This window comes from Xylophilus sp. (assembly GCA_009914555.1).
Classification (GTDB): domain Bacteria; phylum Pseudomonadota; class Gammaproteobacteria; order Burkholderiales; family Burkholderiaceae_C; genus WNDY01.
This window is the reverse complement of sequence record WNDY01000048.1, coordinates 1-23686: the sequence shown is the minus strand read 5'-3', so window position 1 is coordinate 23686 and position 23686 is coordinate 1. Positions and strand designations below refer to the sequence as shown.

Annotated in this window: 23 protein-coding genes; 16 read left to right on the top strand and 7 right to left on the bottom strand. The window is 70.6% G+C overall.

Translation table 11 applies throughout. The features are described from left to right. Positions 1 to 29: 29 nt before the first annotated feature. Both GAK38_RS18040 and GAK38_RS18035 read right to left on the bottom strand, forming a co-directional pair. Positions 30 to 848 carry a 3-keto-5-aminohexanoate cleavage protein gene (locus GAK38_RS18040; RefSeq protein ID WP_325346353.1) on the bottom strand — a complete coding sequence of 273 codons (819 nt, stop codon included), beginning with the start codon at positions 846 to 848 and terminating at the stop codon, positions 30 to 32. After that, on the bottom strand, positions 845 to 1819 hold the full coding sequence (locus GAK38_RS18035; protein ID WP_325346352.1) for a 3-hydroxyacyl-CoA dehydrogenase family protein: 975 nt from the start codon (positions 1817 to 1819) through the stop codon (positions 845 to 847). Before GAK38_RS18035 ends, GAK38_RS18040 begins: the two co-directional genes overlap by 4 nt. Before the next feature lie 85 nt (positions 1820 to 1904). On the opposite strand from GAK38_RS18035, the gene GAK38_RS18030 reads away from it, so the two are divergent. Beyond that, a complete protein-coding gene (locus GAK38_RS18030) occupies positions 1905 to 2813 on the top strand; it encodes a LysR family transcriptional regulator (protein WP_325346351.1) in 909 nt (302 codons plus the stop codon). Positions 2814 to 2840: 27 nt separating this feature from the next. Here GAK38_RS18030 and GAK38_RS18025 read toward each other — a convergent pair whose 3' ends face one another. Further along, the gene (locus GAK38_RS18025; RefSeq protein ID WP_443089239.1) at positions 2841 to 3890 is read right to left on the bottom strand and encodes an SDR family oxidoreductase; all 1050 of its coding nucleotides are present in this window, start codon (positions 3888 to 3890) and stop codon (positions 2841 to 2843) included. Positions 3891 to 4148: 258 nt separating this feature from the next. On the opposite strand from GAK38_RS18025, the gene GAK38_RS18020 reads away from it, so the two are divergent. The 5 genes from GAK38_RS18020 to leuB all read left to right on the top strand — a co-directional run bounded on the left by GAK38_RS18020 (position 4149) and on the right by leuB (position 8566). Continuing rightward, complete coding sequence (locus tag GAK38_RS18020; RefSeq protein WP_325346350.1) at positions 4149 to 5129, top strand: LysR family transcriptional regulator; 981 nt, start codon at positions 4149 to 4151, stop codon at positions 5127 to 5129. Positions 5130 to 5200: 71 nt separating this feature from the next. Further along, on the top strand, positions 5201 to 6622 hold the full coding sequence (leuC, locus tag GAK38_RS18015) for a 3-isopropylmalate dehydratase large subunit (protein ID WP_325346349.1): 1422 nt from the start codon (positions 5201 to 5203) through the stop codon (positions 6620 to 6622). Between the two features lie 9 nt (positions 6623 to 6631). Further along, positions 6632 to 6751 (top strand): entericidin A/B family lipoprotein, encoded by a 120-nt coding sequence (locus GAK38_RS18010; protein WP_325346348.1) that lies wholly within the window; start codon positions 6632 to 6634, stop codon positions 6749 to 6751. A gap of 23 nt (positions 6752 to 6774) precedes the next feature. Next, positions 6775 to 7425: a 3-isopropylmalate dehydratase small subunit gene (gene leuD / locus GAK38_RS18005; RefSeq protein ID WP_325346347.1), complete on the top strand. Its 651-nt coding sequence runs from the start codon at positions 6775 to 6777 to the stop codon at positions 7423 to 7425. Between the two features lie 67 nt (positions 7426 to 7492). After that, positions 7493 to 8566 (top strand): 3-isopropylmalate dehydrogenase, encoded by a 1074-nt coding sequence (gene leuB, locus GAK38_RS18000; protein ID WP_325346346.1) that lies wholly within the window; start codon positions 7493 to 7495, stop codon positions 8564 to 8566. 13 nt (positions 8567 to 8579) lie between these two features. Here the strand turns inward: leuB and GAK38_RS17995 are convergent, their stop codons facing one another. Continuing rightward, positions 8580 to 9881, bottom strand: coding sequence for a GGDEF domain-containing protein (locus GAK38_RS17995; protein WP_325346345.1), 1302 nt, complete (start codon positions 9879 to 9881; stop codon positions 8580 to 8582). A 334-nt stretch (positions 9882 to 10215) separates the two neighbouring features. On the opposite strand from GAK38_RS17995, the gene asd reads away from it, so the two are divergent. From asd to truA, 3 genes are all read left to right on the top strand, one after another. Further along, the gene (asd, locus tag GAK38_RS17990; RefSeq protein WP_325346344.1) at positions 10216 to 11358 is read left to right on the top strand and encodes an aspartate-semialdehyde dehydrogenase; all 1143 of its coding nucleotides are present in this window, start codon (positions 10216 to 10218) and stop codon (positions 11356 to 11358) included. 280 nt (positions 11359 to 11638) lie between these two features. Continuing rightward, positions 11639 to 14224, top strand: coding sequence for a FimV/HubP family polar landmark protein (locus tag GAK38_RS17985; RefSeq protein ID WP_325346343.1), 2586 nt, complete (start codon positions 11639 to 11641; stop codon positions 14222 to 14224). 45 nt (positions 14225 to 14269) lie between these two features. After that, a complete protein-coding gene (gene truA, locus GAK38_RS17980) occupies positions 14270 to 15073 on the top strand; it encodes a tRNA pseudouridine(38-40) synthase TruA (RefSeq protein WP_325346342.1) in 804 nt (267 codons plus the stop codon). Positions 15074 to 15116: 43 nt separating this feature from the next. On the opposite strand, the gene GAK38_RS17975 is transcribed toward truA, so the two are convergent. After that, positions 15117 to 16016 (bottom strand): putative bifunctional diguanylate cyclase/phosphodiesterase, encoded by a 900-nt coding sequence (locus GAK38_RS17975; protein WP_325346341.1) that lies wholly within the window; start codon positions 16014 to 16016, stop codon positions 15117 to 15119. Between the two features lie 117 nt (positions 16017 to 16133). Here GAK38_RS17975 and GAK38_RS17970 point away from each other — a divergent pair, with 117 nt between their 5' ends. The 5 genes from GAK38_RS17970 (at position 16134) to accD (ending at position 20318) form a co-directional block, all read left to right on the top strand. After that, positions 16134 to 16535: a hypothetical protein gene (locus tag GAK38_RS17970; protein ID WP_325346340.1), complete on the top strand. Its 402-nt coding sequence runs from the start codon at positions 16134 to 16136 to the stop codon at positions 16533 to 16535. A 140-nt stretch (positions 16536 to 16675) separates the two neighbouring features. Further along, positions 16676 to 17341 carry a phosphoribosylanthranilate isomerase gene (locus GAK38_RS17965; protein ID WP_325346339.1) on the top strand — a complete coding sequence of 222 codons (666 nt, stop codon included), beginning with the start codon at positions 16676 to 16678 and terminating at the stop codon, positions 17339 to 17341. Between the two features lie 15 nt (positions 17342 to 17356). After that, positions 17357 to 18556: a tryptophan synthase subunit beta gene (gene trpB, locus GAK38_RS17960; protein ID WP_325346338.1), complete on the top strand. Its 1200-nt coding sequence runs from the start codon at positions 17357 to 17359 to the stop codon at positions 18554 to 18556. Then, the gene (trpA, locus tag GAK38_RS17955; protein WP_325346337.1) at positions 18553 to 19410 is read left to right on the top strand and encodes a tryptophan synthase subunit alpha; all 858 of its coding nucleotides are present in this window, start codon (positions 18553 to 18555) and stop codon (positions 19408 to 19410) included. The genes trpB and trpA overlap by 4 nt, the downstream gene beginning before the upstream one ends. 35 nt (positions 19411 to 19445) lie before the next feature. After that, the gene (accD, locus tag GAK38_RS17950) at positions 19446 to 20318 is read left to right on the top strand and encodes an acetyl-CoA carboxylase, carboxyltransferase subunit beta (protein ID WP_325346336.1); all 873 of its coding nucleotides are present in this window, start codon (positions 19446 to 19448) and stop codon (positions 20316 to 20318) included. An 82-nt stretch (positions 20319 to 20400) separates the two neighbouring features. Here accD and GAK38_RS17945 read toward each other — a convergent pair whose 3' ends face one another. Next, entirely contained in the window at positions 20401 to 20955 is a 555-nt protein-coding gene (locus GAK38_RS17945) for a YggT family protein (RefSeq protein ID WP_325346335.1), read from the bottom strand. 58 nt (positions 20956 to 21013) lie between these two features. Between GAK38_RS17945 and GAK38_RS17940 the strand changes: the two genes are divergently transcribed. Beyond that, positions 21014 to 21664 carry an LON peptidase substrate-binding domain-containing protein gene (locus GAK38_RS17940; protein ID WP_325346334.1) on the top strand — a complete coding sequence of 217 codons (651 nt, stop codon included), beginning with the start codon at positions 21014 to 21016 and terminating at the stop codon, positions 21662 to 21664. A gap of 13 nt (positions 21665 to 21677) precedes the next feature. Here GAK38_RS17940 and GAK38_RS17935 read toward each other — a convergent pair whose 3' ends face one another. Continuing rightward, positions 21678 to 21836 carry a DUF3309 family protein gene (locus GAK38_RS17935; protein WP_325346333.1) on the bottom strand — a complete coding sequence of 53 codons (159 nt, stop codon included), beginning with the start codon at positions 21834 to 21836 and terminating at the stop codon, positions 21678 to 21680. Positions 21837 to 22007: 171 nt separating this feature from the next. On the opposite strand from GAK38_RS17935, the gene lysS reads away from it, so the two are divergent. Then, a complete protein-coding gene (gene lysS, locus GAK38_RS17930; protein WP_325346332.1) occupies positions 22008 to 23558 on the top strand; it encodes a lysine--tRNA ligase in 1551 nt (516 codons plus the stop codon). Positions 23559 to 23686 lie beyond the last annotated feature (128 nt).

Sequence of the window (23686 nt, the reverse complement as noted above, 5' to 3'; positions counted from 1 at the left end):
TCCATATAATAGCTGCAGCGATATACTCCCTACCCATAAAAACGCTCCCGCACCTGGCACGCCGTCGCCAGCGGTCGGCCGAGCACGGCCGCCGCCTCGCCCGCCTGCCGCACGAGCGCCGCGTTGTCCGGCGCGCGGCTGCCGTCGCGCAGCAGCAGGTTGTTCTCGAAGCCCACGCGCACATGGCCGCCGAGCGCCGCTGCCGCGGTGGCGCAGTCATGCTCGGCCGCCCCGAAGGCGCAGATGGCCCAGGGCTCGCCGCCGCCCTCGTGCGCGGCGAGGAAGGGGACGAGCGCGCGCGGGTCCGACACCTGCCCGGCGGTGTAGCGGCCCAGCACGAACAGCAGGAACCACGGCGCCTCGGGCACGACGCCAGCCGCGCGCAGCGCCTGCCAGCGCCGCAGGTCGGCCACGTCGTAGAGGATGACCTGCGCCATCACGCGCTCGCGCGCGAGCCAGCCGAAGAATTCCGCGAGCCCGGCCTCGCCGACCTCGGGCTGGTCGACCTCGCGCAGGCCGACCGAGACCGCCTCGGGCCGCAGCGCACGCACCGTGGCGATCTGCGCGGGCGCCGCGTACACGCCGGCGGCCTCGCTCGTGACCTGCAGCACCATCTCGCGGCCCACGGCGCGTTCGACCACGCGCAGCGCCTCGCGGTAGCCCTCCACGTCGAGGCTGTGGCTGCCGTCGGGACGCCGGATGTGCATGTGCAGCATGGCGGCGCCCGCGTCGAGGCAGGCGCGCGCGGTCCGTGCCAGCGCCTCGACCGTGAGCGGCAGGGCGGGGTGGTCGGCCGCCTGCTTGTACGCGCCGTTGGGCGCGACGGTGAGGATCAGCGGATCGGTCATGCGTCGCTCCGGTCGACCGGCGGCAGCTCGCCGGCCAGCAGCGCGAGGCCCTGGCGCAGCAGCGCGTCGTAGCGCGCGCGCTCGGCCCGCCGCTTCTCTTCGGGCCAGTCGAAGAAGCCGCGGCCGGTCTTCATGCCGAGGTCGCCGCGTTCCACACGCTCGCGCAGCGCACGCGCCGGCTCGGTGGTGTTGGAGAGCGTCGGGTACATCGTGGCCGCCGCCGCGCAGTGCACTTCGATGCCTGCATGGTCGCGCTGCAGCACCGGCCCGGCCGCGAGGTAGCGGAAGCCGAAGCCGAAGCGCACCGCCGCGTCCACGTCCTCGGGCGAGGCCACGCCCTCGTCGATCAGCGCGAACGCCTCGCGCGAGAGCGCATGCTGCAGCCGGTTGGCAAGAAAGCCCGGCTTGTCCTTCTTCACGCGCACCGGCACGCTGCCGCAGCCGCGCATGAAATCGCTCAGCCAATCGGCGCGCGCCGCGTCGCTGCGCGGCCCGAGCACGACTTCGACCAGCGGCACGAGGTGCGCCGGCATGAAGAAGTGCAGGCCGAGCATGCGCGCGGCAGTCTCCAGCCCCTCAGCGATCGCGCCGATCGGAAAACTGGAGGAATTGCTCGCGAGCACCGCGCCGGCCGGCGCATGGCGCTCCAGTTCGGCGAACAGCGCCTGCTTGGCATCGAGCCGCTCGGTGATGCATTCGACGACCAGCACGGTGCCGGCCCAGTCCACCTCGGCCAGCGCGGCCACGGTGGCGATGCGGGCAGCGCGGCGCTCCAGGCCGGCGGCGGCCAGCTCGGCGCGCACATGCGGCGCGATCCGCTCGCGCTGGGCGGCCGCGGGCTCGACGATGGTGACCGAGGCGCCGCCGCGCGCGAGCACCACGGCCACGTCGGCGCCCATGGTGCCGCCGCCCACGACGACGGTGCGTGCGCCGCGCGGCGCCGCAGGAGAGGGGGAGGAGGAGGAGGTCAAGCACTGTCTCCAGTGAACGATGCGGCGCAGTCTAGGCGGCCCGCATTGCGCAGTCCAACGGATTTTTCCCATAGACTGATCGCCCATGACGATCAATTGGTCCGCCCGCGAACTCGACGTGCTCCTCGCGCTGGCCGAGACGCTGAGCTTTCGCCGCACCGCGCAGCGGATGCACCTGTCGCAGTCGGCCGTTTCGGGCATCGTCGCCCGGCTGGAGGAGACGCTCGGCGCACGGCTGTTCGACCGCAGCACCCGCAGCGTCGCGCCGACCGAGGCCGGCCGGGTGCTCGCTGAGCAGGCCCGCTTCCTGCGCCACCAGATGGACGAGACCGCGCGCCGCGTGCGCGCCGTGGCCGAAGTGCAGACCGGCCGGCTCGCGCTCGCCGCCCTGCCCTCGCTGGCCGCGGGCGTGGTGCCGCGCGCCTTCGCCCGCTTCGCGGCCGCGCATCCCGGCGTGCAGCTCGAGCTGTTCGACAGCCTCGCCGGGCCGGCCTGCGAGATGGTGCGCGCCGGCCGCGTCGATTTCGCGCTCACGGCGGCCAACCCGGCCTATGCCGACCTCGACTGGGCGCCGCTCGCGGCCGACACCTTCGTGCTGCTGGTGCCGGCGGCCCATGTGCTCGCGCAGGACGCGGCCGCGCCGCTGCGCTGGACGGAGGCGACCGACTGGCCGCACATCTCGATGCCGGCCGGCACCAGCGTGCGCCAGTACGTCGACGCGGCGCTGCTCGGCCACCGCATCCGCTTCGCGCCACGCTACGAGGTGGAGCACCTGGCCACCATCGCGGCCCTGGTGGCCGCCGGGCTCGGCGTGGCCGCGCTGCCGGCGCTCGCGGCCGCGGTTGCGCAGCGCGGCGGCGGCACGGCGCAGCGGCCGCTCGACGGCCCGCCGGTGCGCCGGCCGATCGGCCTGGTCACGCTGCGCGGCCGGGCGCCGTCGCCGGCCGCGGCGCGCATGGTGGAGTTGCTGGCCGCCGAGATGGCAGCCGCCTGAATGGCGGCCGGGGCCGCCGCGGTCCGGTCAGTTGGCCGGCTTGCCGCCGGTGTTCGCGAACACCTCGCCGCTGGTGTAGCTCGCCTCGTCGGAGGCCAGCAGCACGTAGAGCGGCGCGATCTCGGCGGGCTGGCCCGGGCGGCCGATCGGGCTGTCGGCGCCGAACTTCGGCAGCTTGTCGGGCTTCTGCCCGCCGCTGGGCTGCAGCGGCGTCCAGAACGGCCCGGGCGCGACCGCGTTGACGCGGATGCCCCGGGGCGCGAGCTGCTTGGCCAGCGACTTGCTGAGGTTGGCGATCGCCGCCTTGGTGGCCGCGTAGTCGATCAGTTCCTCCGACGGCTCATAGGCGTTGACCGAGGCGGTGTTGATGATCGACGCGCCCGGCGGCAGCAGCGGCAGCGCGGCCTTGGTGATCCAGAACAGCGCGTAGACGTTGGTCTTGAAGGTGGTGTCGAACTGCTCGGTGCTGAGATCGAGCAGCGACTCCTGCGCGGCCTGGAACGCGGCGTTGTTGACCAGGATGTCGAGTCCGCCAAGCGCGCGGGCGGCATCGGCGACGAGCCGGCGGCAGAAGGCCTCGTCACGGATGTCGCCGGGCAGCGGCACGGCGCGCCGGCCTGCGGCCTCGATGAGGCGCACCACCTCGCGCGCGTCCTCCTCCTCGGCCGGCAGGTAGCCGAAGGCCACGTCGGCGCCCTCGCGCGCGAACGCGATGGCGGCGGCGCGGCCGATGCCGGAGTCGCCGCCGGTGATCAGCGCCCGGCGCCCGGCCAGCCGGCCCGCGCCGACGTAGCTGGCTTCACCGTGGTCGGGCCGCGGGCTCATGCGCGCGGCCAGGCCGGGCCATGGCTGCTGCTGCGGCGCGAACGGCGGGCGCGGATAGGCGGTGCGCGGGTCGCGCAACGGCTTCGGGCCGGCGGCCGCGGCCGCGGTGGCGGGCGGCTGGGCCCCGGCGGCCACCGGCGCGGCCACGAGGCCGGCGCCCATCCACTGCAGCGCGCCGCGGCGCGAGGCACGGGAGGGGCGCGCGGAGCGCGCGCCGGCGCCGCCGTCTTCGGAATCGTCGTCGAAATGCATGGGTATCCTTTCGCAGCAGAAAAGGGAGTGGGACGAACGGCAGGCAGTGGGTCGCGCTCGCGCGCAACGATGCATCCGACTGCGGCCTGCGCTCCTGCGGCCGTAGGAGCGGGCGCCGCCGGCGTGTGGGCCGGCGGCGGGCGACGGCGCGTTGCGGCAATATGGCCATCGCGCTCTGCGATGGCGGCGCTGCGGCTTTCTGAGGGAAAATCGCGGCTCCGGCCTCGCCAACCGCGAAGCCTCCCGCGCCGCCCCCCGATGAAACCGACCGAACGCAGCTTTGCCCGCCGCATCGACCTCATGTCGCTGCAGCTGTTCGTGGCCGTCTGCGAGCTCGGCAGCATCGGCCGCGCGGCCGAGCGCGAGTTCATCGCGGCCTCGGCCGTGAGCAAGCGGCTGTCGGAGCTCGAAGCCGCCGTGGACACGCCGCTGCTCTACCGCCACAGCCGCGGCGTGACGCTCACGCCGGCCGGTGAGAGCCTGCTGCACCATGCGCGCGCGGTGCTGTTCGGCCTCGAGCGCATGCAGGGCGAGCTCAGCGAATATGCCGACGGCGTGCGCGGCCATGTGCGCATGCATGCCAACATCTCGGCCATCGTGCAGTTCCTGCCCGAGGACCTTGGCGCCTTCTCGCGGCGGCATCCGCAGATCAAGATCGACCTGCAGGAGCACCTGAGCGCCGACGTGCTGCAGGCCGTGCGCGAGGGCGCGGCCGACCTCGGGCTCTGCCATGCCGCCTGCGACGGCGCGGCCGGCCACGGCGGCACGCAGCCGGACCTGCAGACGCGCTTCTACCGCGCAGACCGCCTCGTGCTGGTGATGCCGCAGGCCCACGCGCTGTCGGCGCGCGCGGCGGTGCGCTTCGACGACATGCTCGACTGGGACATCGTCGGCCTGCATGCCAACAGCAGCATCAGCCTCGCGATGCGCCAGGCCGCGGCGGCCGCGGGCCGGCCGCTGCGCCAGCGCATCCAGGTCACCGGGCTCGACGCGATGTGCCGCATGATCGACAACGGCCTCGGCGTGGGCCTGCTGCCCGACCGCGCGTTCGCGCTGATGCGCGGCGTGGGCCGGCTCCATGCGGTGCCGCTCGACGAGCCCTGGGCGCGGCGCGAGCTGCGCCTGGTCGCCCGCGACTTCGGCACGCTGCCGATGACCGCGCGGCTGCTGGTCGCCCATCTCGCACCGCCGGCCGCGGCGGCCGCGCCGGCCGCCGAGGTGGCGGCGGCCGTGTCCTGACAGACCGTTTTTCCCGAGAACGACTCCCCTTCCCACCTGAAACCCACGACGACCAGAACGGAACGACCACCATGGGACGCACCCTGTACGACAAGATCTTCGACGAGCACGTCGTCCACACCGAGGAGGACGGCACGGCCGTGCTCTACATCGACCGCCACCTGGTCCACGAAGTGACCAGCCCGCAGGCCTTCGAGGGCCTGCGCGAGGCCGGCCGCAAGGTCTGGCGCGTGAACTCCATCGTCGCCACCGCCGACCACAACACGCCGACCACCGGCTGGGAGCGCGGCTACGACGGCATTGCCGACCCGATCAGCAAGGAGCAGATCACCACGCTCGACAAGAACATCGCCGAGGTCGGCGCGGCCGCGTTCTTCCCGTTCATGAACCGCCGCCAGGGCATCGTGCACGTGATCGGCCCCGAGAACGGCGCCACGCTGCCGGGCATGACCGTGGTCTGCGGCGACAGCCACACCAGCACCCACGGCGCGTTCGGCGCGCTGGCCCACGGCATCGGCACCTCCGAAGTCGAGCACGTGATGGCCACGCAGACCCTGCTGTCGAAGAAGGCAAAGAACATGCTGGTGAAGGTCGAGGGCACGGTCGCCCCGGGCATCACCGCCAAGGACATCGTGCTGGCCATCATCGGCCGCATCGGCACGGCCGGCGGCACCGGCTACACGATCGAGTTCGGCGGCTCGGCGATTCGCGCGCTGAGCATGGAAGGCCGCATGACGGTCTGCAACATGGCGATCGAGGCCGGTGCGCGCGCCGGCCTGGTCGCCGTGGACCAGAAGACCATCGACTACGTCAAGGGCCGCCCGCTGTCGCCCACCGGCGTCGAATGGGACCAGGCCGTGGCCTACTGGAAGACGCTGCACTCCGACCCCGACGCGGCATTCGACGCGGTGGTCGAATTGCGTGCCGAGGACATCGTGCCGCAGGTCACCTGGGGCACGTCGCCCGAAATGGTCCTGGGCATCGACGCCCGCGTGCCCGACCCCGACAAGGAGAAGGACGGCAACAGGCGCGGCGCCATCGAGCGCGCGCTGACCTACATGGCGCTCGAACCGGGCAAGCCGCTGGCCGACATCTTCGTCGACAAGATCTTCATCGGCTCGTGCACCAACAGCCGCATCGAAGACATGCGCGAAGCCGCCGCGGTGGTCAGGAAGCTCGGCCGCAAGGTCGCGCCGAACGTCAAGGCCGCGCTGGTCGTGCCGGGCTCGGGCCTGGTCAAGGAGCAGGCCGAGCGCGAAGGGCTGCACGAGGTCTTCAAGGCCGCTGGCTTCGAATGGCGCGAGCCCGGCTGCTCGATGTGCCTGGCGATGAACGCCGACCGGCTGGAGCCGGGCGAGCGCTGCGCCTCCACCAGCAACCGCAACTTCGAAGGCCGCCAGGGCGCGGGAGGGCGCACCCACCTCGTCTCGCCGGCCATGGCCGCCGCGGCCGCGGTGCACGGCCACTTCGTCGACATCCGCCAGTTCGCCTGAAAGTCATCCATGAAGACAGCCCTCGCCTTCCTCTGCTGCACCTTCATGCTCGCCGGCTGCAACACCGTCAAGGGCATGGGTCAGGACGTGCAGCGCGCGGGCAACGCCATCGAACGCGCCGCCCGATAAGCAGCCCGCAAGGACACACCACCATGAAACAGTTCACCATCCACCAGGGCCTCGTCGCGCCCATGGACCGCGAGAACGTCGACACCGACGCGATCATCCCGAAGCAGTTCCTCAAGTCGATCAAGAAGACCGGCTTCGGCGTGAACCTGTTCGACGAATGGCGCTACCTCGACAAGGGCGAGCCCGGCGTGCCCGAGTCCCAGCGCAAGCCCAACCCCGACTTCGTGCTCAACCAGCCGCGCTACGCCGGCGCCTCGATCCTGCTGGCCCGCAGGAACTTCGGCTGCGGCTCCAGCCGCGAGCATGCGCCGTGGGCGCTCGACCAGTACGGCTTCCGCGCCATCATCGCGCCGAGCTTCGCCGACATCTTCTTCAACAACAGCTTCAAGAACGGCCTGCTGCCGATCCAGCAGCCGGAGCCGGTCGTGGCCCAGCTGTTCGACGAGGTCCATGCCTTCCCGGGCTACCAGCTCACGATCGACCTGGAGCGCCAGGTCATCGTCCGGCCGCAGGGCGAAGAGCTGCCGTTCGATGTGATCCCGTTCCGCCGCTACTGCCTGCTCAACGGCTTCGACGACATCGGCCTGACGCTGCGCCACAGGGACAAGATCGCCGCCTTCGAGGCCGAGCGCCTGGCCACCAAGCCGTGGCTCGCACACACGATGGTCAGCTGATACTCCCCCACCCAATCTCTTACAGCGGGCGCCGGACGCCCGCTTCCGACCTATACCCACTAAAATCATGAAAATCGCAATCCTTCCCGGCGACGGCATTGGCCCCGAGATCGTGGCCGAGGCCGTCAAGGTGCTCGGCGCGCTCGACCTGCACTTCGAGACCGAGACCGCCCCCGTCGGCGGCGCGGCCTACGAGGCCCACGGCCATCCGCTGCCCGAATCGACGCTCAAGCTCGCCAGGGAGGCCGACGCCATCCTGTTCGGCGCCGTGGGCGACTGGAAGTACGACAAGCTCGACCGCCCGCTGCGCCCCGAGCAGGCCATCCTCGGCCTGCGCAAGAACCTCGGACTGTTCGCCAACTTCCGCCCCGCGATCTGCTACGAGCAGCTCGTGGATGCGTCGAGCCTCAAGCCCGAACTCATCGCGGGCCTGGACATCCTCATCATCCGCGAGCTGACCGGCGACATCTATTTCGGCCAGCCGCGCGGCCGCCGCACCGCGGCCGACGGCCACTTCCCCGGCGCCGAGGAAGCGTTCGACACGATGCGCTATTCGCGCCCCGAGATCGAGCGCATCGCCCACGTCGCCTTCCAGGCCGCGCGCAAGCGCAGCAAGAAGGTCACGAGCGTGGACAAGGCCAACGTGCTCGAGACCTTCCAGTTCTGGAAGGACGTGGTGACCGAGGTGCACCAGGAGTACCCCGACGTGGCGCTGGAGCACATGTACGTCGACAACGCCGCGATGCAGCTCGTGAAGGCGCCCAAGGCCTTCGACGTGATCGTCACCGGCAACATGTTCGGCGACATCCTCAGCGACGAGGCCTCGATGCTGACCGGCTCGATCGGCATGCTGCCCTCGGCCTCGCTCAACAGCCGCAAGCAGGGCCTCTACGAGCCCAGCCACGGCAGCGCCCCCGACATCGCCGGCAAGGGCGTGGCCAACCCGCTCGCGACGATCCTCAGCGCCGCGATGCTGCTGCGCTTCTCGCTCGACCAGGAGGAAGCCGCCCAGCGCATCGAGACCGCCGTGCAGAAGGTGCTGGCCCAGGGCCTGCGCACGCCCGACATCTGGAGCGATGGCACGACCAAGGTCGGCACCGCGCAAATGGGCGACGCGGTGGTGAAGGCGCTGGCGGGCTGATGCGGCTCCGGATTCAGGCGCATTCCAGGCGTGCGGCAACCCGGTTGCGCCCGCCGTCCTTGGCCGCGTAGAGCGCGAGGTCGGCCGCGCGCAGCAGCGTGGCCACGCCGGGTGCGGCGCCGTCGCGCGGCGCGCGGCAGGTGACCACGCCGACACTCACGGTCACGATGCCCAGCGGGCTCATCGGATGCGGCAGCCGCAGCGCCTCGACGGCTGCGCGCACCCGCTCGGCCACGCGCGCGGCGCCGGCCTCGTCGGTGCCGGCGAGCACGAACACGAACTCCTCGCCGCCATAGCGGCTGACCACGTCGCCGGGCCGCAGTGCGTCCTGCGCCAGCGTGCGCGCCACGGCGCGCAGGCAGTCGTCGCCCGCGAGGTGGCCGAGCGTGTCGTTGTAGCGCGTGAAATGGTCCACGTCGACCATGCACAGCGACAGCGGCCGGCCGTCGCGCCGCGCACGGCCGATCTCGCGCGCCAGACGCTCGTCGAGGTAGCGCCGGTTGTAGAGGCCGGTCAGGTAGTCCTGCCGCGCATACTGCGCAAGCCGCTGGTTGGCCTCGGTCAGCTGCTGCTCGGCCGCCTTGCGCGCGGTGATGTCGAGCCAGGCGATCGACAGCCCCGCGACCTGGCCGCGCGCATCGCGCAGCACCTGCGGCGTCGCATAGAACCAGTGATCGCGCCAGGAGAATTCGTGGTTCGACAGCGCCTCGCCGGCATCGGCGCGGGCGAAATCTTCATCCAGCCGCTGCGCCGCCGCCGGCAGCAGGTCGGCCAGCCGCAGGCCCGCCAGCGCGGCCGCCGGCTGCTCCAGCAGCCGTCCCATCGCCTCGTTGGCCATCGCCACCGCGCCGTCACGGTCCACCGTGCACAGCGCCACCGGCGCCGTGTCGTAGACCGCTTCGAGGTGCAGCACGCGCTCGCCGAGCGCCGAGATGTCGCGGTCGATGCCGCGGTAGCCGCGCAGCGCGCCGGCCTCGTCGAACAGCGGCACGCCGCTGGTCTCGAGCACCACGATGCTGCCGTCGGGTCGCACGTTGCGGTTGACCAGCCCCGAGAATGGCCGCCGCGCAGCGACGATCGCGCCGAACGCGCGCCCCACGCGCTCGGCCTCGGCCGGCGGCATGAAGTCGAACGGCGTACGGCCCAGCACCTCCTCGGGCGGGCGCCCGAGCAGCGCCATCACCATGCCCGAGCAGTAGGTGTAGCGCCCCTGCGCGTCCACCTCCCAGACCCAGTCGGTGTTGTGGTCGAGCAGGTCGCGCAGGCGCTCCAGGTCATCCTGAAGGGCGGACAGGGAGCCGGCGGAGGTGGGCATGAAAGGGCCGATCGAAAGACGGATGCAGCGGACGGAGACCGGCACTATAGATGCGGCCGGGCCGGCCGGCGTAACCGTCGTGCAGTTTCGCGGCACACGGCATCGGCTACAATCCCGGCCATGTCTGCCGCCCGCCCGTGCCCGTTCGCCCTGATGAACACCGCAGCCGCCCCGGCCGGCTTGGCTGCGCGCGCCGCCGGCACCACCAAAACCACGACCACCATTAAGGACTGACTCGTCCTGGTTCGTCGTGCGCCCTGCCTGGCCGAGACGAGCCAGGCGAGCAGGCCCGGTCGGGCACTGTTTATTCATTCAACTGAAAAGGGCATGTGAGATGAGCAATCCGGTTTCTTCCCCCGCGGGCCACCAGCGCCCGCTCGTCGGCCTCGTCGGCTGGCGCGGCATGGTCGGCTCGGTGCTGATCGAGCGCATGCAGGCCGAGGGCGACTTCGACCTGATCGAGCCGGTCTTCTTCTCGACCTCCAACGCCGGCGGCAAGGCCCCCGCGCAGGCCCGCGTGCACACCACGCTCGAAGACGCGCACGACATCGAGGCCCTGAAGCGCAACGACATCATCATCACCGCCCAGGGCGGCGACTACACCAACGAGATCTTCCCCAGGCTGCGCGCCGCCGGCTGGAACGGCCACTGGATCGACGCCGCCTCGGCCCTGCGCATGCAGGACGACGCGGTCATCGTGCTCGACCCGGTCAACCGCCATGTGATCGACAAGGCCCTGGCCGCGGGCGGGCGCAACTGGATCGGCGGCAACTGCACCAACTCCATCCTGCTGATGGGCGTGGGCGGCCTGTTCAGGGAAGGCCTGGTCGAATGGGTCAGCTCCATGACCTACCAGGCCGCATCGGGCGGCGGCGCCAACCACATGCGGGAACTGCTCAAGGGCATGGGCGTGGTCTACGGCAGCGTGGCGGATGAACTCGCGACGCCCTCCTCGGCCATCCTCGACATCGACCGCAAGGTCGCCCAGGCCATCCGCCAGGACGTGCCGACCGAATACTTCGGCGCGCCGCTGGCCGGCGGCCTGATCCCCTGGATCGATGCGCAGCTCGACAACGGCCAGTCCAAGGAGGAATGGAAGGGCCAGGCCGAGGTCAACAAGATCCTCGGCACCGCGCAGACCATTCCGGTCGACGGCCTGTGCGTGCGCATCGGCGCGATGCGCTGCCACAGCCTGGCGCTGACGCTCAAACTGCGGCGCGACCTGCCGTTGGCAGAGATCGAATCCATCATCCGCGGCGCCAATCCGTGGGTGAAGTGGGTGCCGAACGACCGCGCCGTCACCGTCCGGGAACTGACGCCGGCCGTCATCACCGGCGGCCTCGAAGTAGGCGTGGGCCGCGTGCGCAAGCTCAACCTGGGCCCGCAATACGTGTCGGCCTTCGTGATCGGCGACCAACTGCTCTGGGGCGCTGCCGAGCCGCTGCGCCGCGTGCTGCGCATCCTGCTCGAAAAGTGAGGCGGCGGCAGATCCGCAAGGCCTGCTCTGCACCGCCTGCACTGACGGCCAAGGGCGTTACCGCTGGTAACGCCCTTTCCGTATGCCCCCGGCTTTTCGACCGATGGGTTGTCTTGTCAGCCTAAAACATTGATGCTATTGTGCTTTTTCCCTGCCAGTCCCGGGCGAACCATTGCGCGATACGAAACATCCAATCCGTTCCGGGCATCCCACTCGACTTGCCCTGACCGTCTCCGTGCATCGTTGGAAATTTTCTGTATTGGCGGCGGCAGCTGCGGCAGTGTTCAGCCTGCACACCTGTGATGCATACGCCCTGGCGCTGGGCCGCATCACGGTCCAGTCCGCGCTCGGCGAACCGCTGCGCGCCGAGATCGACCTCCCCGAGATCACGCCGGCCGAGGCCGAGAGCCTGCACGCGGCAGCCGCCCCGCCCGCCACCTTCCGCGCGCAGGGCCTCGAATATTCCCCCACACTCGCCGGCCTCCAGACGCAGCTGCAGCGCCGTCCCGACGGCCGCACCGTGCTGCGCCTGTCGAGCGACCGGCCGGTGAACGATCCGTTCCTCGACCTGCTGCTCGAAGCCACCTGGGCCTCGGGCCGCATCGTGCGCAACTACACGCTGCTGTTCGATCCGCCGTCGCGCCAGCAGCCGGCTGCGGTCACCGTGCCGCCGCAGGTGGCCGTGCAGCCGCCGGCTCCGGCGCCAGCGCTGCGGCCGCTGCCGCCGCCTGCGGTCACCGCGCCGCCCGCTGTGGCGCCGGCCCCCCCCGCACCGCGCGCCGTGCAACCGCCGCCGCCCGCACCCGCCCCCCGCGCACCTGCCGTGGCGGCAGCGCCGGCATCCACGGCGGCGGACGGCAGCGTGACCGTCCGCGCCGGTGATACCGCCGGCCGCATCGCCGCAGCCCGCAAGCCGGCCGACGTCTCGCTCGAACAGATGCTCGTGGCGCTGCTGCGCACCAACCCGGACGCCTTCATCGGCGGCAACGTCAACCGCATCCGTGCCGGCGCCGTGCTGGCCGTGCCCGATGCGGCTACCGCCCAGTCCACCACACCAGGCGGGGCCCGCCAGATCGTGGCCGCGCAGAGCAGCGACTTCAACGAATTCCGGCGCCGCCTCGCCGGCGCCGCGCCGTCCACCACGGTGGCGCCGGCCGAGCGCAGCGCCAGCGGCACGGTGCAGACCCGCGTCGACGAGCAGAAGCCCACGGCCAGCGCGCCCGACAAGCTCACGCTGTCCAAGGGTTCGGTCCGCGATCCGAAGGCCGCCGACGACGAGCAGCTGGCCCGGCAGCGCCAGGCGGCCGACACGTCCAACCGCATCGCCGAGCTGTCGAAGAACATCGACGACCTGAACAAGCTCGGCAGTGCCGCCGCGCCCGCGCCTGCGTCGGCACCCGCGGCACCGGCGGCGGCGCCGGCAGGAGACTCCGCTGCCGCGCCTGCGCCGGCCGCGCCTGCGCCCGCCCCGGCACCCGCCGCCGCACCGCGGCCCCGCGCACCTGCTGCGGCTGCGGCTGCGGCACCGGAAGCCCCGGGCTTCCTCGACGGCGTGTTCGACGACCCGCTCCTGCCCGCAGGCGGCCTCGCGATCCTGCTGCTGCTCATCGGCTACGGCGGCTACCGTGCGGTCAAGCACCGCCGCTCCGGCCAGGTCGACAGCTCCTTCCTCGAAAGCCGGCTGCAGCCCGACTCCTTCTTCGGCGCCAGCGGCGGCCAGCGCGTGGACACCAGCAGCCAGGATTCGACCACCGGCTCGTCCATGGCCTATTCGCCGAGCCAGCTCGACGCCGGCGGCGACGTCGACCCGGTGGCCGAGGCCGATGTGTACCTCGCCTACGGCCGCGACCTGCAGGCCGAGGAAATCCTCAAGGAAGCCCTGCGCAACAACCCGGGCCGAGTGGCCGTGCATACCAAGCTGGTCGAGATCTACGCCAAGCGCCACGACGCGCGCGCGCTCGAAGCCATCGCGCAGGACGCCTACAAGCTGACCCGGGGCGAAGGCCCCGAATGGAGGCGCATCAGCGAACTGGGCCGTGAGACGGACCCGGGCAACAGCCTCTACGAACGCAGCGCCCCTGCGGCCGCCACGCCCGCGGAGCCTCCGGCCCCCAGCAGCGTCACCGCCGCCGCGGCGGCTACCGCAGGCGTCGGCGCCGCCGCGCTGGCGACCGAGCCGGCACCGGCCCCGCTGTCGGTGCCGCCCGAGCTCGACCTGGATCTGGACCTGGGCCTGGAGGACGTGCCGCCGCCCGCCCCTGCGCCCTCCCCGGTGGCCGAGGCCGCGCCTCCGGCTGCGCGCGCTGCCGAGCCGGCTGCGCCAGCCGCCGATCCGCACACGCTGGACTTCGACCACGATTTCGACCTGCCGGGCTTCGAACCGCCCATTCCCAGCGCGCCGGCGCTGCTCGCCGATGGCGAGGCGGCCGCGCCGCTGCAGCCCCCGCTGACACAAGACGCCGCGGCGGCACCAGGCCGTGCCGCGGAGGCCGCCGAGCCGACGCCGCCGAGCCTGGATCTCGATTTCACGCTCGACGATTTCCGGCCCTCCGCGGCCTCCTCCTCCGCCGCAGCGGCCGTCGAGCCCCCGACACCCGCCGCTGCCGGCGACCCGAACCTGCTCGACTTCGACCTGGATTCGCTGTCGCTCGACATCGAGCCAACGGCAGCGCCCGCCGGGCCCGCGGCCGGCACGCCGGCGCCCACGCTGGCCGATGACCCGCTGACCACCAAGCTCGCCCTGGCCGAGGAGTTCAACGCCATCGGCGATGCCGACGGCGCGCGTGCGCTGGTCGAGGAAGTGCTGGCCGCAGCCTCGGGCGACACCAAGGCCCGCGCCCAGCGCCTGCTGTCCGAACTGGCCTGAGGCGCGCTGCCCGCAGAGGCGGCGCCGCCATGGCCCCACCGCTCCATGAGGATCGCCCTCGGCATCAGCTACAACGGCCAGGCCTACAACGGCTGGCAGAGCCAGCCCTCGGGCAATACCGTGCAGGACAGGCTCGAAGCCGCCCTGGCCCAGTTCGCCACCGTGCCCGTGTCCACCCTCTGCGCCGGCCGCACCGACGCCGGCGTGCACGGGCTGATGCAGGTGGTCCACTTCGACACGGCGCTGCACCGCACGCCGTTCTCCTGGGTGCGCGGCACCAACACCTTCCTGCCGCCGGACATCGCGGTGCAGTGGGCATACCCCGTGGGGGACAGCTTCCATGCGCGCGCCACGGCGACGGCACGGCGGTATACCTACGTGCTGCTGGAATCGCCGGTGCGCCCGAGCGTCGAGGCCGGCCGGGTCGGCTGGGTCTTCCGCCCGCTCGACGGCGACGCCATGCGCGCCGCCGCGGCCGAACTGCTTGGCGAGCACGACTTCAGTTCGTTCCGCGCTGCCGGCTGCCAGGCGCGCACGCCCGTCAAGACCCTGCGCGAGGCGACCATCACCCGCCGCGCGGCCGGCCCGGCGGGCGAGACGGCCTACTGGCGCTTCGACTTCGAGGCCGATGCCTTCCTGCACCACATGATCCGCAACATCATGGGCTGCCTGGTCGCCATCGGCCACGGCAGCCAGCCGCCGGGCTGGATGCGCGAGGTGATCGCCGCGCGCTCGCGCGACGCCGCCGCGCCCACGTTCGCCCCGGACGGCCTGTATTTCCGCGGACCGGTCTACGATCCGGGCTGGGGCCTGCCCACGCGCACCGCCGCGTTCGACTGGCTGCCGTGAACCGTGGGAAGGGCCGTTTCCGGCGCGACCGGCGCCCGCGCTTTCACGGACCTGCGCACCCGGCGACGGCGTGCCTCGCTTCGCAATCGGCCAGCGGAACCGGCATGCCGTAGAGGAAACCCTGGAACGCATCGCAGCCGAGCGCAGCCAGGCCGTCCCGCTGCCCGACCGTCTCCACGCCTTCCGCAAGGACCGTCAGCCGCAGGCTGTGGCCCAGCTCGATGATCAGGCGAACGATGGCCAGCGCCCCGTCGTTCCCCAGCATGTCCCGGGTGAAGGACTGGTCGATCTTCAGTTCATCCAGGGGCAGCCGCCACAGGTAGGACAGCGATGAATAGCCAGTGCCGAAGTCGTCCAGCGACAGGCCGACGCCGATGCGGCGCAGCGCATGCGACTGCGACAGGGCGGCGTCCATGTCGCCGATGAGCACGCTCTCCGTCAGCTCGATCCTGAGGCGGTGCGGCGCCACGCCGGCGGCCCGCAGCTGCGCCTCGAGCCGATCGACGAAATCCGGAAGCTGGAGCTGCCTGGCGCTCACGTTGACCGACAGCACCAGTGCGTGCAGGCCGCCGCGGCCGGACCAGCGCCGCAACACCCGACAAGCCTCCTCCAGCACCCAGCTGCCGATGGGAATGATGAGCCCCGTTTCCTCCGCCAGCGCGATGAAGCGCCCTGGAAGGATGAGGCCCAGGCGGGCATGGCGCCAGCGGATCAGGGCCTCGGCCCCGAGCAACCGGCCGTCGATGCCGAACTGCGGCTGGTAGTGCAGTTCGAACTGGTTTCTTTGCACCGCGAAATGCAGGTCAGCCACCAGCGCCGCCCGCTCCTGCGCAACCTGGAAGGCTGGCGCTGGCGGCTGGCTGGCAGGACTGGCCTGCAGGCCAGCCGCATCTGCATGCCACCGTGCAGCAGGGCTCGCGGGCTTGCGATGGAACTTGGACATGGGACAGCCCTTTTGAATTGAGGTACGGCGAAGGCCATTGACAATCTGCCGGGATATCTACTTATGGTTAAAAATTAGTGACTATTTGTCAAGTCCGGACGGGCCAGCATCGAAGCCATGCAACCCGCCCACAAGGAACGCGAAGCCTTCAGCCTGCGCCTGCGCGAGGCGCTGGACAATGCGGGATGGAAGTCGATCGGCCCGTCGGACCTCGCACGCGAATTCAACCGGCGCAACCGGACGAGCCGGATCACGCTGCATGCAGCGCGCAAGTGGCTGCTGGGCGAGTCGATCCCCACGCAGGCGCGGGTGCAGACGCTGGCCCAGTGGCTGGAGGTGTCGCCCGACTGGCTGCGCTTTGGCAGTCCCCCGGCGCGCGCCGCGGAGATGGCGCAGAGTGCGCCCGCCGCCGACCTGCTGGTGCTGGCGGCCGACATCGCGCGGCTCGATGCCGAGCAGTTCTGGACCGTGCGCGAACTGGTGCGGCTGATGTTGAAGCGTTCGCGCGGCCAGCCCTGAGCGCCGCAACCGCGGGGCGTTCGCGTATCCTCGCAGCTAGGTGGAGCGCCACGCCTTCACATACATCCACAGGTATATTCACATACCAAGCCTGACAAGGGCGCTACAGGGACATACTCCAAACCATTAAGGACATATCCATGCCTGCAGCCCACCGCACCCGCATCAAGATCTGCGGCCTGACCCGCGAGCAGGACGTGGATGCCGCCGTCGAAGCCGGCGCGGACGCCCTCGGCTTCAACCTCTACCCGAAAAGCCCCCGCTACATCACGGTCGAGCGCGCCGCGGAACTGGCGCGCCGCCTGCCGCCCTTCGTCACGCCGGTGCTGCTGTTCGTCAATGCGGGCGCCGCGGCGGTGCAGGCCGCGGCCGCGCGCATCCCGAACGCGCTGCTCCAGTTCCACGGCGACGAGACGCCGGCCGACTGCGCAGCCGCGGCCCAGGGCCGCCCGTTCCTGCGTGCGGCCCGCATTCCCCTCGGCGACGAAGGCGCGGACTTCGACCTCGTAAAATACGCCCTCGACTACTCCCACGCCCAGGCCATCCTGCTCGACGCGCATGTCGACGGGTACGGCGGCGGCGGCAAGGCATTTCATTGGTCACTGCTTCGTCCAAGCGCAGGCTCTCCGCTCGTTTTGTCTGGTGGACTCACGCCTGCAAACGTGACCGATGGCATCCGGCAGCTACGGCCCTGGGCCGTTGACGTGAGTTCCGGGGTCGAGGCCGCCAAAGGCATCAAGGACCCGGAACGGATCCAGCGCTTCGTCGCGGCCGTGCGGGCCGCGGACGCAGCGCAGCCTGCCTGAGAGAGAACAACACACATGTACGAGTACCACCAGCCCGACGCGCGCGGGCATTTCGGCATCTACGGCGGCAGCTTCGCCGCCGAAACCCTGAGCGAGGCGCTGGCCGAGCTGCGCGCCGCCTACGCGAAGTACAAGGACGACCCGGACTTCCTCGCCGAATTCCAGGACGAGCTGGCCCACTACGTCGGCCGCCCGAGCCCGGTCTACCATGCCGCGCGCATCAGCCGCGAGCTCGGCGGCGCGCAGATCTACTTGAAGCGCGAGGACTTGAACCACACCGGCGCCCACAAGATCAACAACGTGATCGGCCAGGCGCTGCTGGCGCGCCGCATGGGCAAGCCGCGCGTGATCGCCGAGACCGGCGCCGGCCAGCACGGCGTGGCCACGGCCACGATCTGCGCGCGCTACGGGCTCGAATGCGTGGTCTACATGGGCAGCGAAGATGTCAAGCGCCAGGCCGCCAACGTCTACCGCATGAAGCTGCTCGGCGCGACCGTGGTGCCGGTCGAATCGGGCAGCAGGACGCTCAAGGACGCACTCAACGAGGCGATGCGCGACTGGGTTACCAACATCGAGCGCACCTTCTACATCATCGGCACCGTGGCCGGCCCGCATCCGTACCCAACGCTGGTGCGCGACTTCCAGCGCGTGATCGGCGACGAATGCCTGGTGCAGATGCCCGAATACGCGGGCCGCCAGCCCGACGCGGTGATCGCGGCCGTGGGCGGCGGCAGCAATGCGATGGGCATCTTCTATCCCTACATCCCGCTGGAGGGCGTGCGCCTGATCGGCGTCGAGGCCGCGGGCGAGGGGCTGGACACGCCGCGCCATGCCGCGTCGCTGATCAAGGGCTCGCCCGGCGTACTGCACGGCAACCGCATGTACCTGCTGCAAAACGAGGACGGTCAGGTGCTGGAGACGCATTCGATCAGCGCCGGCCTGGACTACCCCGGCGTCGGCCCCGAGCACAGCTACCTCAAGGACCTGGGCCGCGCCGAATACGTCGGCATCACCGACGACGAGGCGCTCGCCGCGTTCCACTACCTCTGCCGGGCCGAGGGCATCATCCCCGCGCTCGAATCGAGCCATGCGCTGGCCTACGCGATCAAGCTCGCGCCGACGCTGGCGAAGGACAGGATCCTGCTCGTCAACCTCTCGGGCCGCGGCGACAAGGACATGCACACCGTGGCCGAGCATTCGGGGATCACACTGTGAGCCGCTTGAAGACCACGTTCGACACGCTGCGCGTGCAGGGCCGCAAGGCGCTGATTCCCTATGTGACTGCCGGCTTCCCGTTCGCCGACATCACACCCGCGCTGCTGCACGGGATGGTCGCCGCGGGCGCCGACGTGATCGAACTCGGCGTGCCGTTCTCCGACCCGATGGCCGACGGACCGGTGATCCAGAAGGCCGGCGAGCGCGCGCTCGCTTTGGGCATCGGCACCGCGCAGGTGCTGGCCATCGTGCGCGAATTCCGCCAGCGCGACGACAGCACGCCCATCGTGCTGATGGGCTATGCCAACCCGGTGGAGCGCTACGACCAGCGCCACAGTACCGACGGTTCCAGCGGCAGCTTCGCGCGCGACGCGGCCGTGGCCGGCGTGGACGGCGTGCTGATCGTCGACTACCCGCCGGAGGAATGCGCGGACTTTGCCGCCACGCTCCGATCCCAGGGGCTGGACCTGATCTTCCTGCTCGCGCCCACCAGCACCGAGGAGCGCATCGCAAGCGTCGCCCGGCTCGCCTCGGGCTATGTCTACTACGTCTCGCTCAAGGGCGTGACCGGCGCGGGCCACCTGGACACCGACGCAGTGGCCGAGGCGCTGCCGCGCATCCGCCGCCACGTGGGCGCGCTGCCGGTCGGCGTGGGCTTCGGCATCCGCGACGCCGACACGGCCCGCGCCATCGGCCGCACGGCCGACGCGGTCGTCATCGGCAGCCGGCTGATCCAGCTCATCGAGGACCAGCCGCGCGAGACCGTCGTCGCCACGGCGGCCGGGTTCCTGCGCGGCATCCGCGCGGCGCTCGACGCCGATGCGCCGGCGGCATCGTCCGCGTACGGCGCATAATCCCCACCCCCGCCGCACACGAGGTCCACCTTTTCATGTCCTGGCTCGAAAAACTCCTCCCGCCCAAGATCCAGCAGACCGACCCGACTGAGCGCCGCCAGGTGCCCGAGGGCCTGTGGATCAAATGCCCCAGCTGCGAGACGGTGCTCTACAAGAACGACCTGGAGCAGAACCAGAACGTCTGCCCCAGCTGCGGCCACCACCACCGCATCGGCGCGCGTGCGCGGCTCGACGCCTTCCTCGACGCCGAGGGCCGCTACGAGATCGGCCAGGAGGTCGTGCCGGTGGACGCGCTGAAGTTCAAGGACAGCCGCAAGTACCCCGAGCGCATCAAGGAAGCGATGGACAACACCGGCGAGACCGATGCACTGGTCGTCATCGGCGGCTCGGTGCTCAGCGTCAACCTCGTGGCCGCCTGCTTCGAGTTCGAGTTCATGGGCGGCTCCATGGGCAGCGTGGTCGGCGAGCGCTTCGTGCGCGGCGTGGAGACGGCCATCGAGCAGAAGGTGCCGTTCGTCTGCTTCACCGCCACCGGCGGCGCGCGCATGCAGGAGGGGCTGCTGTCGCTGATGCAGATGGCCAAGACCAACGCCGCGCTGACCCGCCTGGCCAAGAAGGGCCTGCCCTACATCAGCGTGCTGACCGACCCGACCATGGGCGGCGTCTCGGCCGGCTTCGCCTTCGTGGGCGACGTGGTCATCGCCGAGCCCAAGGCGCTGATCGGCTTCGCCGGCCCGCGCGTGATCGAGTCGACCGTGCGCGTGAAGCTGCCCGAAGGCTTCCAGCGCGCCGAGTTCCTGCTGCAAAAGGGCGCGATCGACATGATCTGCGACCGCCGCGAACTGCGCAAGACGATCGCCGGCACGCTGGCGATGCTGCAGCGCCTGCCGGCGGATGCGGTGGGTTGATCGGCATATACACCCAGCAGGATAGGCCCCTGGTGCGCGTCAATCGCGCCCCAGGGGCTTTTCACTAGGGGAGTATCTTTCTTCAGCGCAGCAGGCTGGCCTGCAGATGGTTGAGCACGATGCTGGCCACCTGCAGGACCACCAGCAGCACCAGCGGCGACAGATCCAGTCCGCCGACCGGCGGCAGCACGCGGCGGATCGGCGCCAGCGGCGGCGCGCAGAGCCGGTCCACGATGCCGTAGAGCGGCGACTGCCCGCCCACCCAGGACATGATGGCGTAGACAATCAGCAGGCCGGTCAGCCCCGAGACCACCAGCCGCAGCAGGCCGAACAGCGCCAGCCCCGGCACCAGCGGCAGGCTCGTCGCGCCGAAGGCGCTCAGCAGCAGCGCGAGCAGCAGGTACTGCGCCAGCTCCAGCAGGAAGGCGGCCAGCAGACTGGCCAGGTCCCAACGCCCGACCGGCGGCACCGCCCGGCGCAGCGGCAGCACGATCCAGTCCGACAGCGCGAACACCAGCCGGCCGATCGGATTGCCGAACGGGATGCGCTGGTACTGCATGTAGAGGCGCAGCAGACAGGCGCCCGCCAGCAGGCCGGTGGCGATGTCGAGCAGGAACGAGACGATCTGAAAGAGCATGGAAGGGTGGTCCGGAAAACTGCCGGCATGGCGATCGTGGGATGATAGCCACGCGCACATGACCTCTTTTTCCACAACCCCTGCTCCGTTGACACTGCAATCGCTGCCGCTGTTCCCGCTCTCGACGGTGCTCTATCCGGGCGGCCTGCTGCCGCTGCGGGTGTTCGAGGTGCGCTACCTCGACATGGCCCGCAAGTGCCATGCGGCCGGCGCGCCGTTCGGCGTGGTCGCGCTCACGGCGGGCAGCGAGGTGCGGCTGCCGGGCGCGGCGGCCGAGTCCTTCCACGGCGTGGGTACGCTGGCCACCATTGTCCACCTGGAGTCGCCCCGGCCGGGCCTGCTGCTGATGCGCTGCGAGGGCTCGCAGCGCTTTCGCATCACCGGCCGGCAGCAATTGCCGCACGGCCTCTGGGTCGCCGATGTGGAGCGCATCGGCGACGATGCCGCTGTGCCGGTGCCAGCCGACCTCCAGCCGGTGGCCGATACGCTGGCCCGCGTGCTGGACGCCGTGGCGCAGCGCCATCCCGATGTGCCCGCGCCCACCGGCCCGCGCCGCTTCGACGACTGCGGCTGGGTGGCCAACCGGTGGTGCGAACTGCTGCCGCTGCCGCTCGCGCTCAAGCAGCAGTTCATGCAGCTCGACAACCCGCTGGTACGGCTCGAACTCGTCGGCGACGTGCTCGAGCGCACCGGCATCGGCCGCGCCTAAGCGAGGCGAGGCGCTAGATCTTTCCCAGCAGCAGCAGGACCAGCAGCACGACCACGACCAGCCCCAGGCCGCCGCTCGGGCCGTAGCCCCAGCTGCGGCTGTATCCCCAGCTCGGCAGCGCGCCGATCAGGATCAGGATGAGGATGATCAGCAGGATGAAGGACAGGGACATGGCGTTCTCTTCTGAAGGTTGTTGACGGCGCCGATACTGCCCTGCCGCGCGCCCGCCGCATACCGGAGAGGCGCTGCAAGCAGGGTCAGGCGCCTCCTACGGGGGCGGCGGGCCGGCCGGTAAAATGCGGGGCTTTTGGCCCAGAAAACCAAGCCGCAGAAGCCTATCCCCATGTCGACGCCTTCCACCCCCGCAGCCGCAGCCCCCCAGGACGAGAACCAGCTCATCGCCGAGCGCCGCGAGAAGCTGCGTGCCCTGCGCGAAGCCCAGGCGCAGGGCCGCGGCGTGGCCTTCCCGAACGACTTCAAGCCGGCCGACCATGCGGCCGCGCTGCAGGAGGCCCACGGCGCCACCGAGCCCGGGGCGCTCGAAGCCGCCGGCCTCACCGTATCGGTGGCCGGCCGCCTGATGTTGAAGCGCGTGATGGGCAAGGCCAGCTTCGCCACGATCCAGGACGGCTCGCTCGGCCCCACGGGCGGGCGCATCCAGCTGTACGTGACGCGCGACGGCATCGGCGAAGACGCCTACGCCGCCTTCAAGCACTATGACCTGGGCGACATTCTTGGCGCCGAAGGCACGGTCTTCAAGACCAAGACCGGCGAGCTGTCGATCAAGGTGCGCCGGCTGCGCCTTTTGACCAAAAGCCTGCGCCCGCTGCCCGACAAGTTCCACGGCATGGCCGACCAGGAGCAGAAGTACCGCCAGCGCTATGTCGACCTGATCACCGACGAATCGGCCCGCCGCCGCTTCACCGCGCGCAGCAAGGCGATCTCGGCGCTGCGCGAATTCATGGTGTCGCACGGCTTCCTCGAAGTCGAGACGCCGATGCTGCACCCCATCCCCGGCGGCGCCAACGCGCGGCCGTTCAAGACGCACCACAACGCGCTCGACCAGGAGATGTTCCTGCGCATCGCGCCCGAGCTGTACCTCAAGCGCCTCGTCGTCGGCGGCTTCGAGCGCGTGTTCGAGATCAACCGCAGCTACCGCAACGAGGGGATCAGCGTCCGCCACAACCCCGAGTTCACCATGATGGAGTTCTACGCAGCCTACTGGAACTACCGCGACCTGATGGACTTCACCGAGACGCTGATCCGCGCCATTGCCGAGAAGGCCGTCGGCACGCAGCAGTTGAGCTACGGCGGCCAGCCGGTCGACCTGAGCCAGCCGTTCGAGCGCCTGACTATTCCGCAGGCCATCGTCAAGTACACCGATGCCGGCAGCAATGTGGATGACGCCACCTGGCTGACCAACGCCGTAAAGAAGTTGGGGCTCACCGAAGAGAAGCACCGTCTGTCGACCCGCAGCCTCGCGTCGCTGCAGGTGCTGTACTTCGAAGAGACGGTCGAAGAGAAGCTCTGGCAGCCAACCTTCATCATGGAGCACCCGACCGAGATCTCGCCGCTGGCCCGCGCCAACGACGAGCGGCCCGAGGTGACCGAGCGCTTCGAGCTCTACATCACCGGCCGCGAGTTCGGCAACGGCTTCTCGGAACTGAATGACGCCGAGGACCAGGCAGCGCGCTTCAACGCCCAGGTCGATGCCAAGGACGCCGGCGACGACGAGGCCATGTTCTTCGACCACGACTTCGTACGCGCGCTCGAATACGGCCTGCCGCCCACCGGCGGCTGCGGCATCGGCATCGACCGCCTGATGATGCTGCTGACCGACAGCCCGAGCATCCGCGACGTAATCCTCTTCCCAGCGCTGCGCCACGTTGAATAGCTGTCGCATCCCGGATGATTGCATAAGCGAGAATCGCTATCCACTCTTCATGGCCCGAGCGGTGATGCGAGGATTGATAGAGTCACTGCAATCACCTCCGGAGGTCCAAGCATGCTGATCGCCCTGCA

Coding starts and splice junctions, on each gene's coding strand:
- leuC (WP_325346349.1), top strand. CDS start 5,201: ATGGGACGCACCCTGTACGACAAGATCTTCGACGAGCACGTCGTCCAC.
- GAK38_RS17995 (WP_325346345.1), bottom strand. CDS start 9,881: ATGCCCACCTCCGCCGGCTCCCTGTCCGCCCTTCAGGATGACCTGGAG.
- GAK38_RS17970 (WP_325346340.1), top strand. CDS start 16,134: ATGCAACCCGCCCACAAGGAACGCGAAGCCTTCAGCCTGCGCCTGCGC.
- GAK38_RS18020 (WP_325346350.1), top strand. CDS start 4,149: ATGAAACCGACCGAACGCAGCTTTGCCCGCCGCATCGACCTCATGTCG.
- GAK38_RS18010 (WP_325346348.1), top strand. CDS start 6,632: ATGAAGACAGCCCTCGCCTTCCTCTGCTGCACCTTCATGCTCGCCGGC.
- leuB (WP_325346346.1), top strand. CDS start 7,493: ATGAAAATCGCAATCCTTCCCGGCGACGGCATTGGCCCCGAGATCGTG.
- leuD (WP_325346347.1), top strand. CDS start 6,775: ATGAAACAGTTCACCATCCACCAGGGCCTCGTCGCGCCCATGGACCGC.
- GAK38_RS18030 (WP_325346351.1), top strand. CDS start 1,905: ATGACGATCAATTGGTCCGCCCGCGAACTCGACGTGCTCCTCGCGCTG.
- GAK38_RS17965 (WP_325346339.1), top strand. CDS start 16,676: ATGCCTGCAGCCCACCGCACCCGCATCAAGATCTGCGGCCTGACCCGC.
- GAK38_RS18040 (WP_325346353.1), bottom strand. CDS start 848: ATGACCGATCCGCTGATCCTCACCGTCGCGCCCAACGGCGCGTACAAG.
- asd (WP_325346344.1), top strand. CDS start 10,216: ATGAGCAATCCGGTTTCTTCCCCCGCGGGCCACCAGCGCCCGCTCGTC.
- GAK38_RS17975 (WP_325346341.1), bottom strand. CDS start 16,016: ATGTCCAAGTTCCATCGCAAGCCCGCGAGCCCTGCTGCACGGTGGCAT.
- truA (WP_325346342.1), top strand. CDS start 14,270: ATGAGGATCGCCCTCGGCATCAGCTACAACGGCCAGGCCTACAACGGC.
- GAK38_RS18025 (WP_443089239.1), bottom strand. CDS start 3,890: ATGCATTTCGACGACGATTCCGAAGACGGCGGCGCCGGCGCGCGCTCC.
- GAK38_RS17945 (WP_325346335.1), bottom strand. CDS start 20,955: ATGCTCTTTCAGATCGTCTCGTTCCTGCTCGACATCGCCACCGGCCTG.
- GAK38_RS17935 (WP_325346333.1), bottom strand. CDS start 21,836: ATGTCCCTGTCCTTCATCCTGCTGATCATCCTCATCCTGATCCTGATC.
- lysS (WP_325346332.1), top strand. CDS start 22,008: ATGTCGACGCCTTCCACCCCCGCAGCCGCAGCCCCCCAGGACGAGAAC.
- accD (WP_325346336.1), top strand. CDS start 19,446: ATGTCCTGGCTCGAAAAACTCCTCCCGCCCAAGATCCAGCAGACCGAC.
- trpB (WP_325346338.1), top strand. CDS start 17,357: ATGTACGAGTACCACCAGCCCGACGCGCGCGGGCATTTCGGCATCTAC.
- GAK38_RS17940 (WP_325346334.1), top strand. CDS start 21,014: ATGACCTCTTTTTCCACAACCCCTGCTCCGTTGACACTGCAATCGCTG.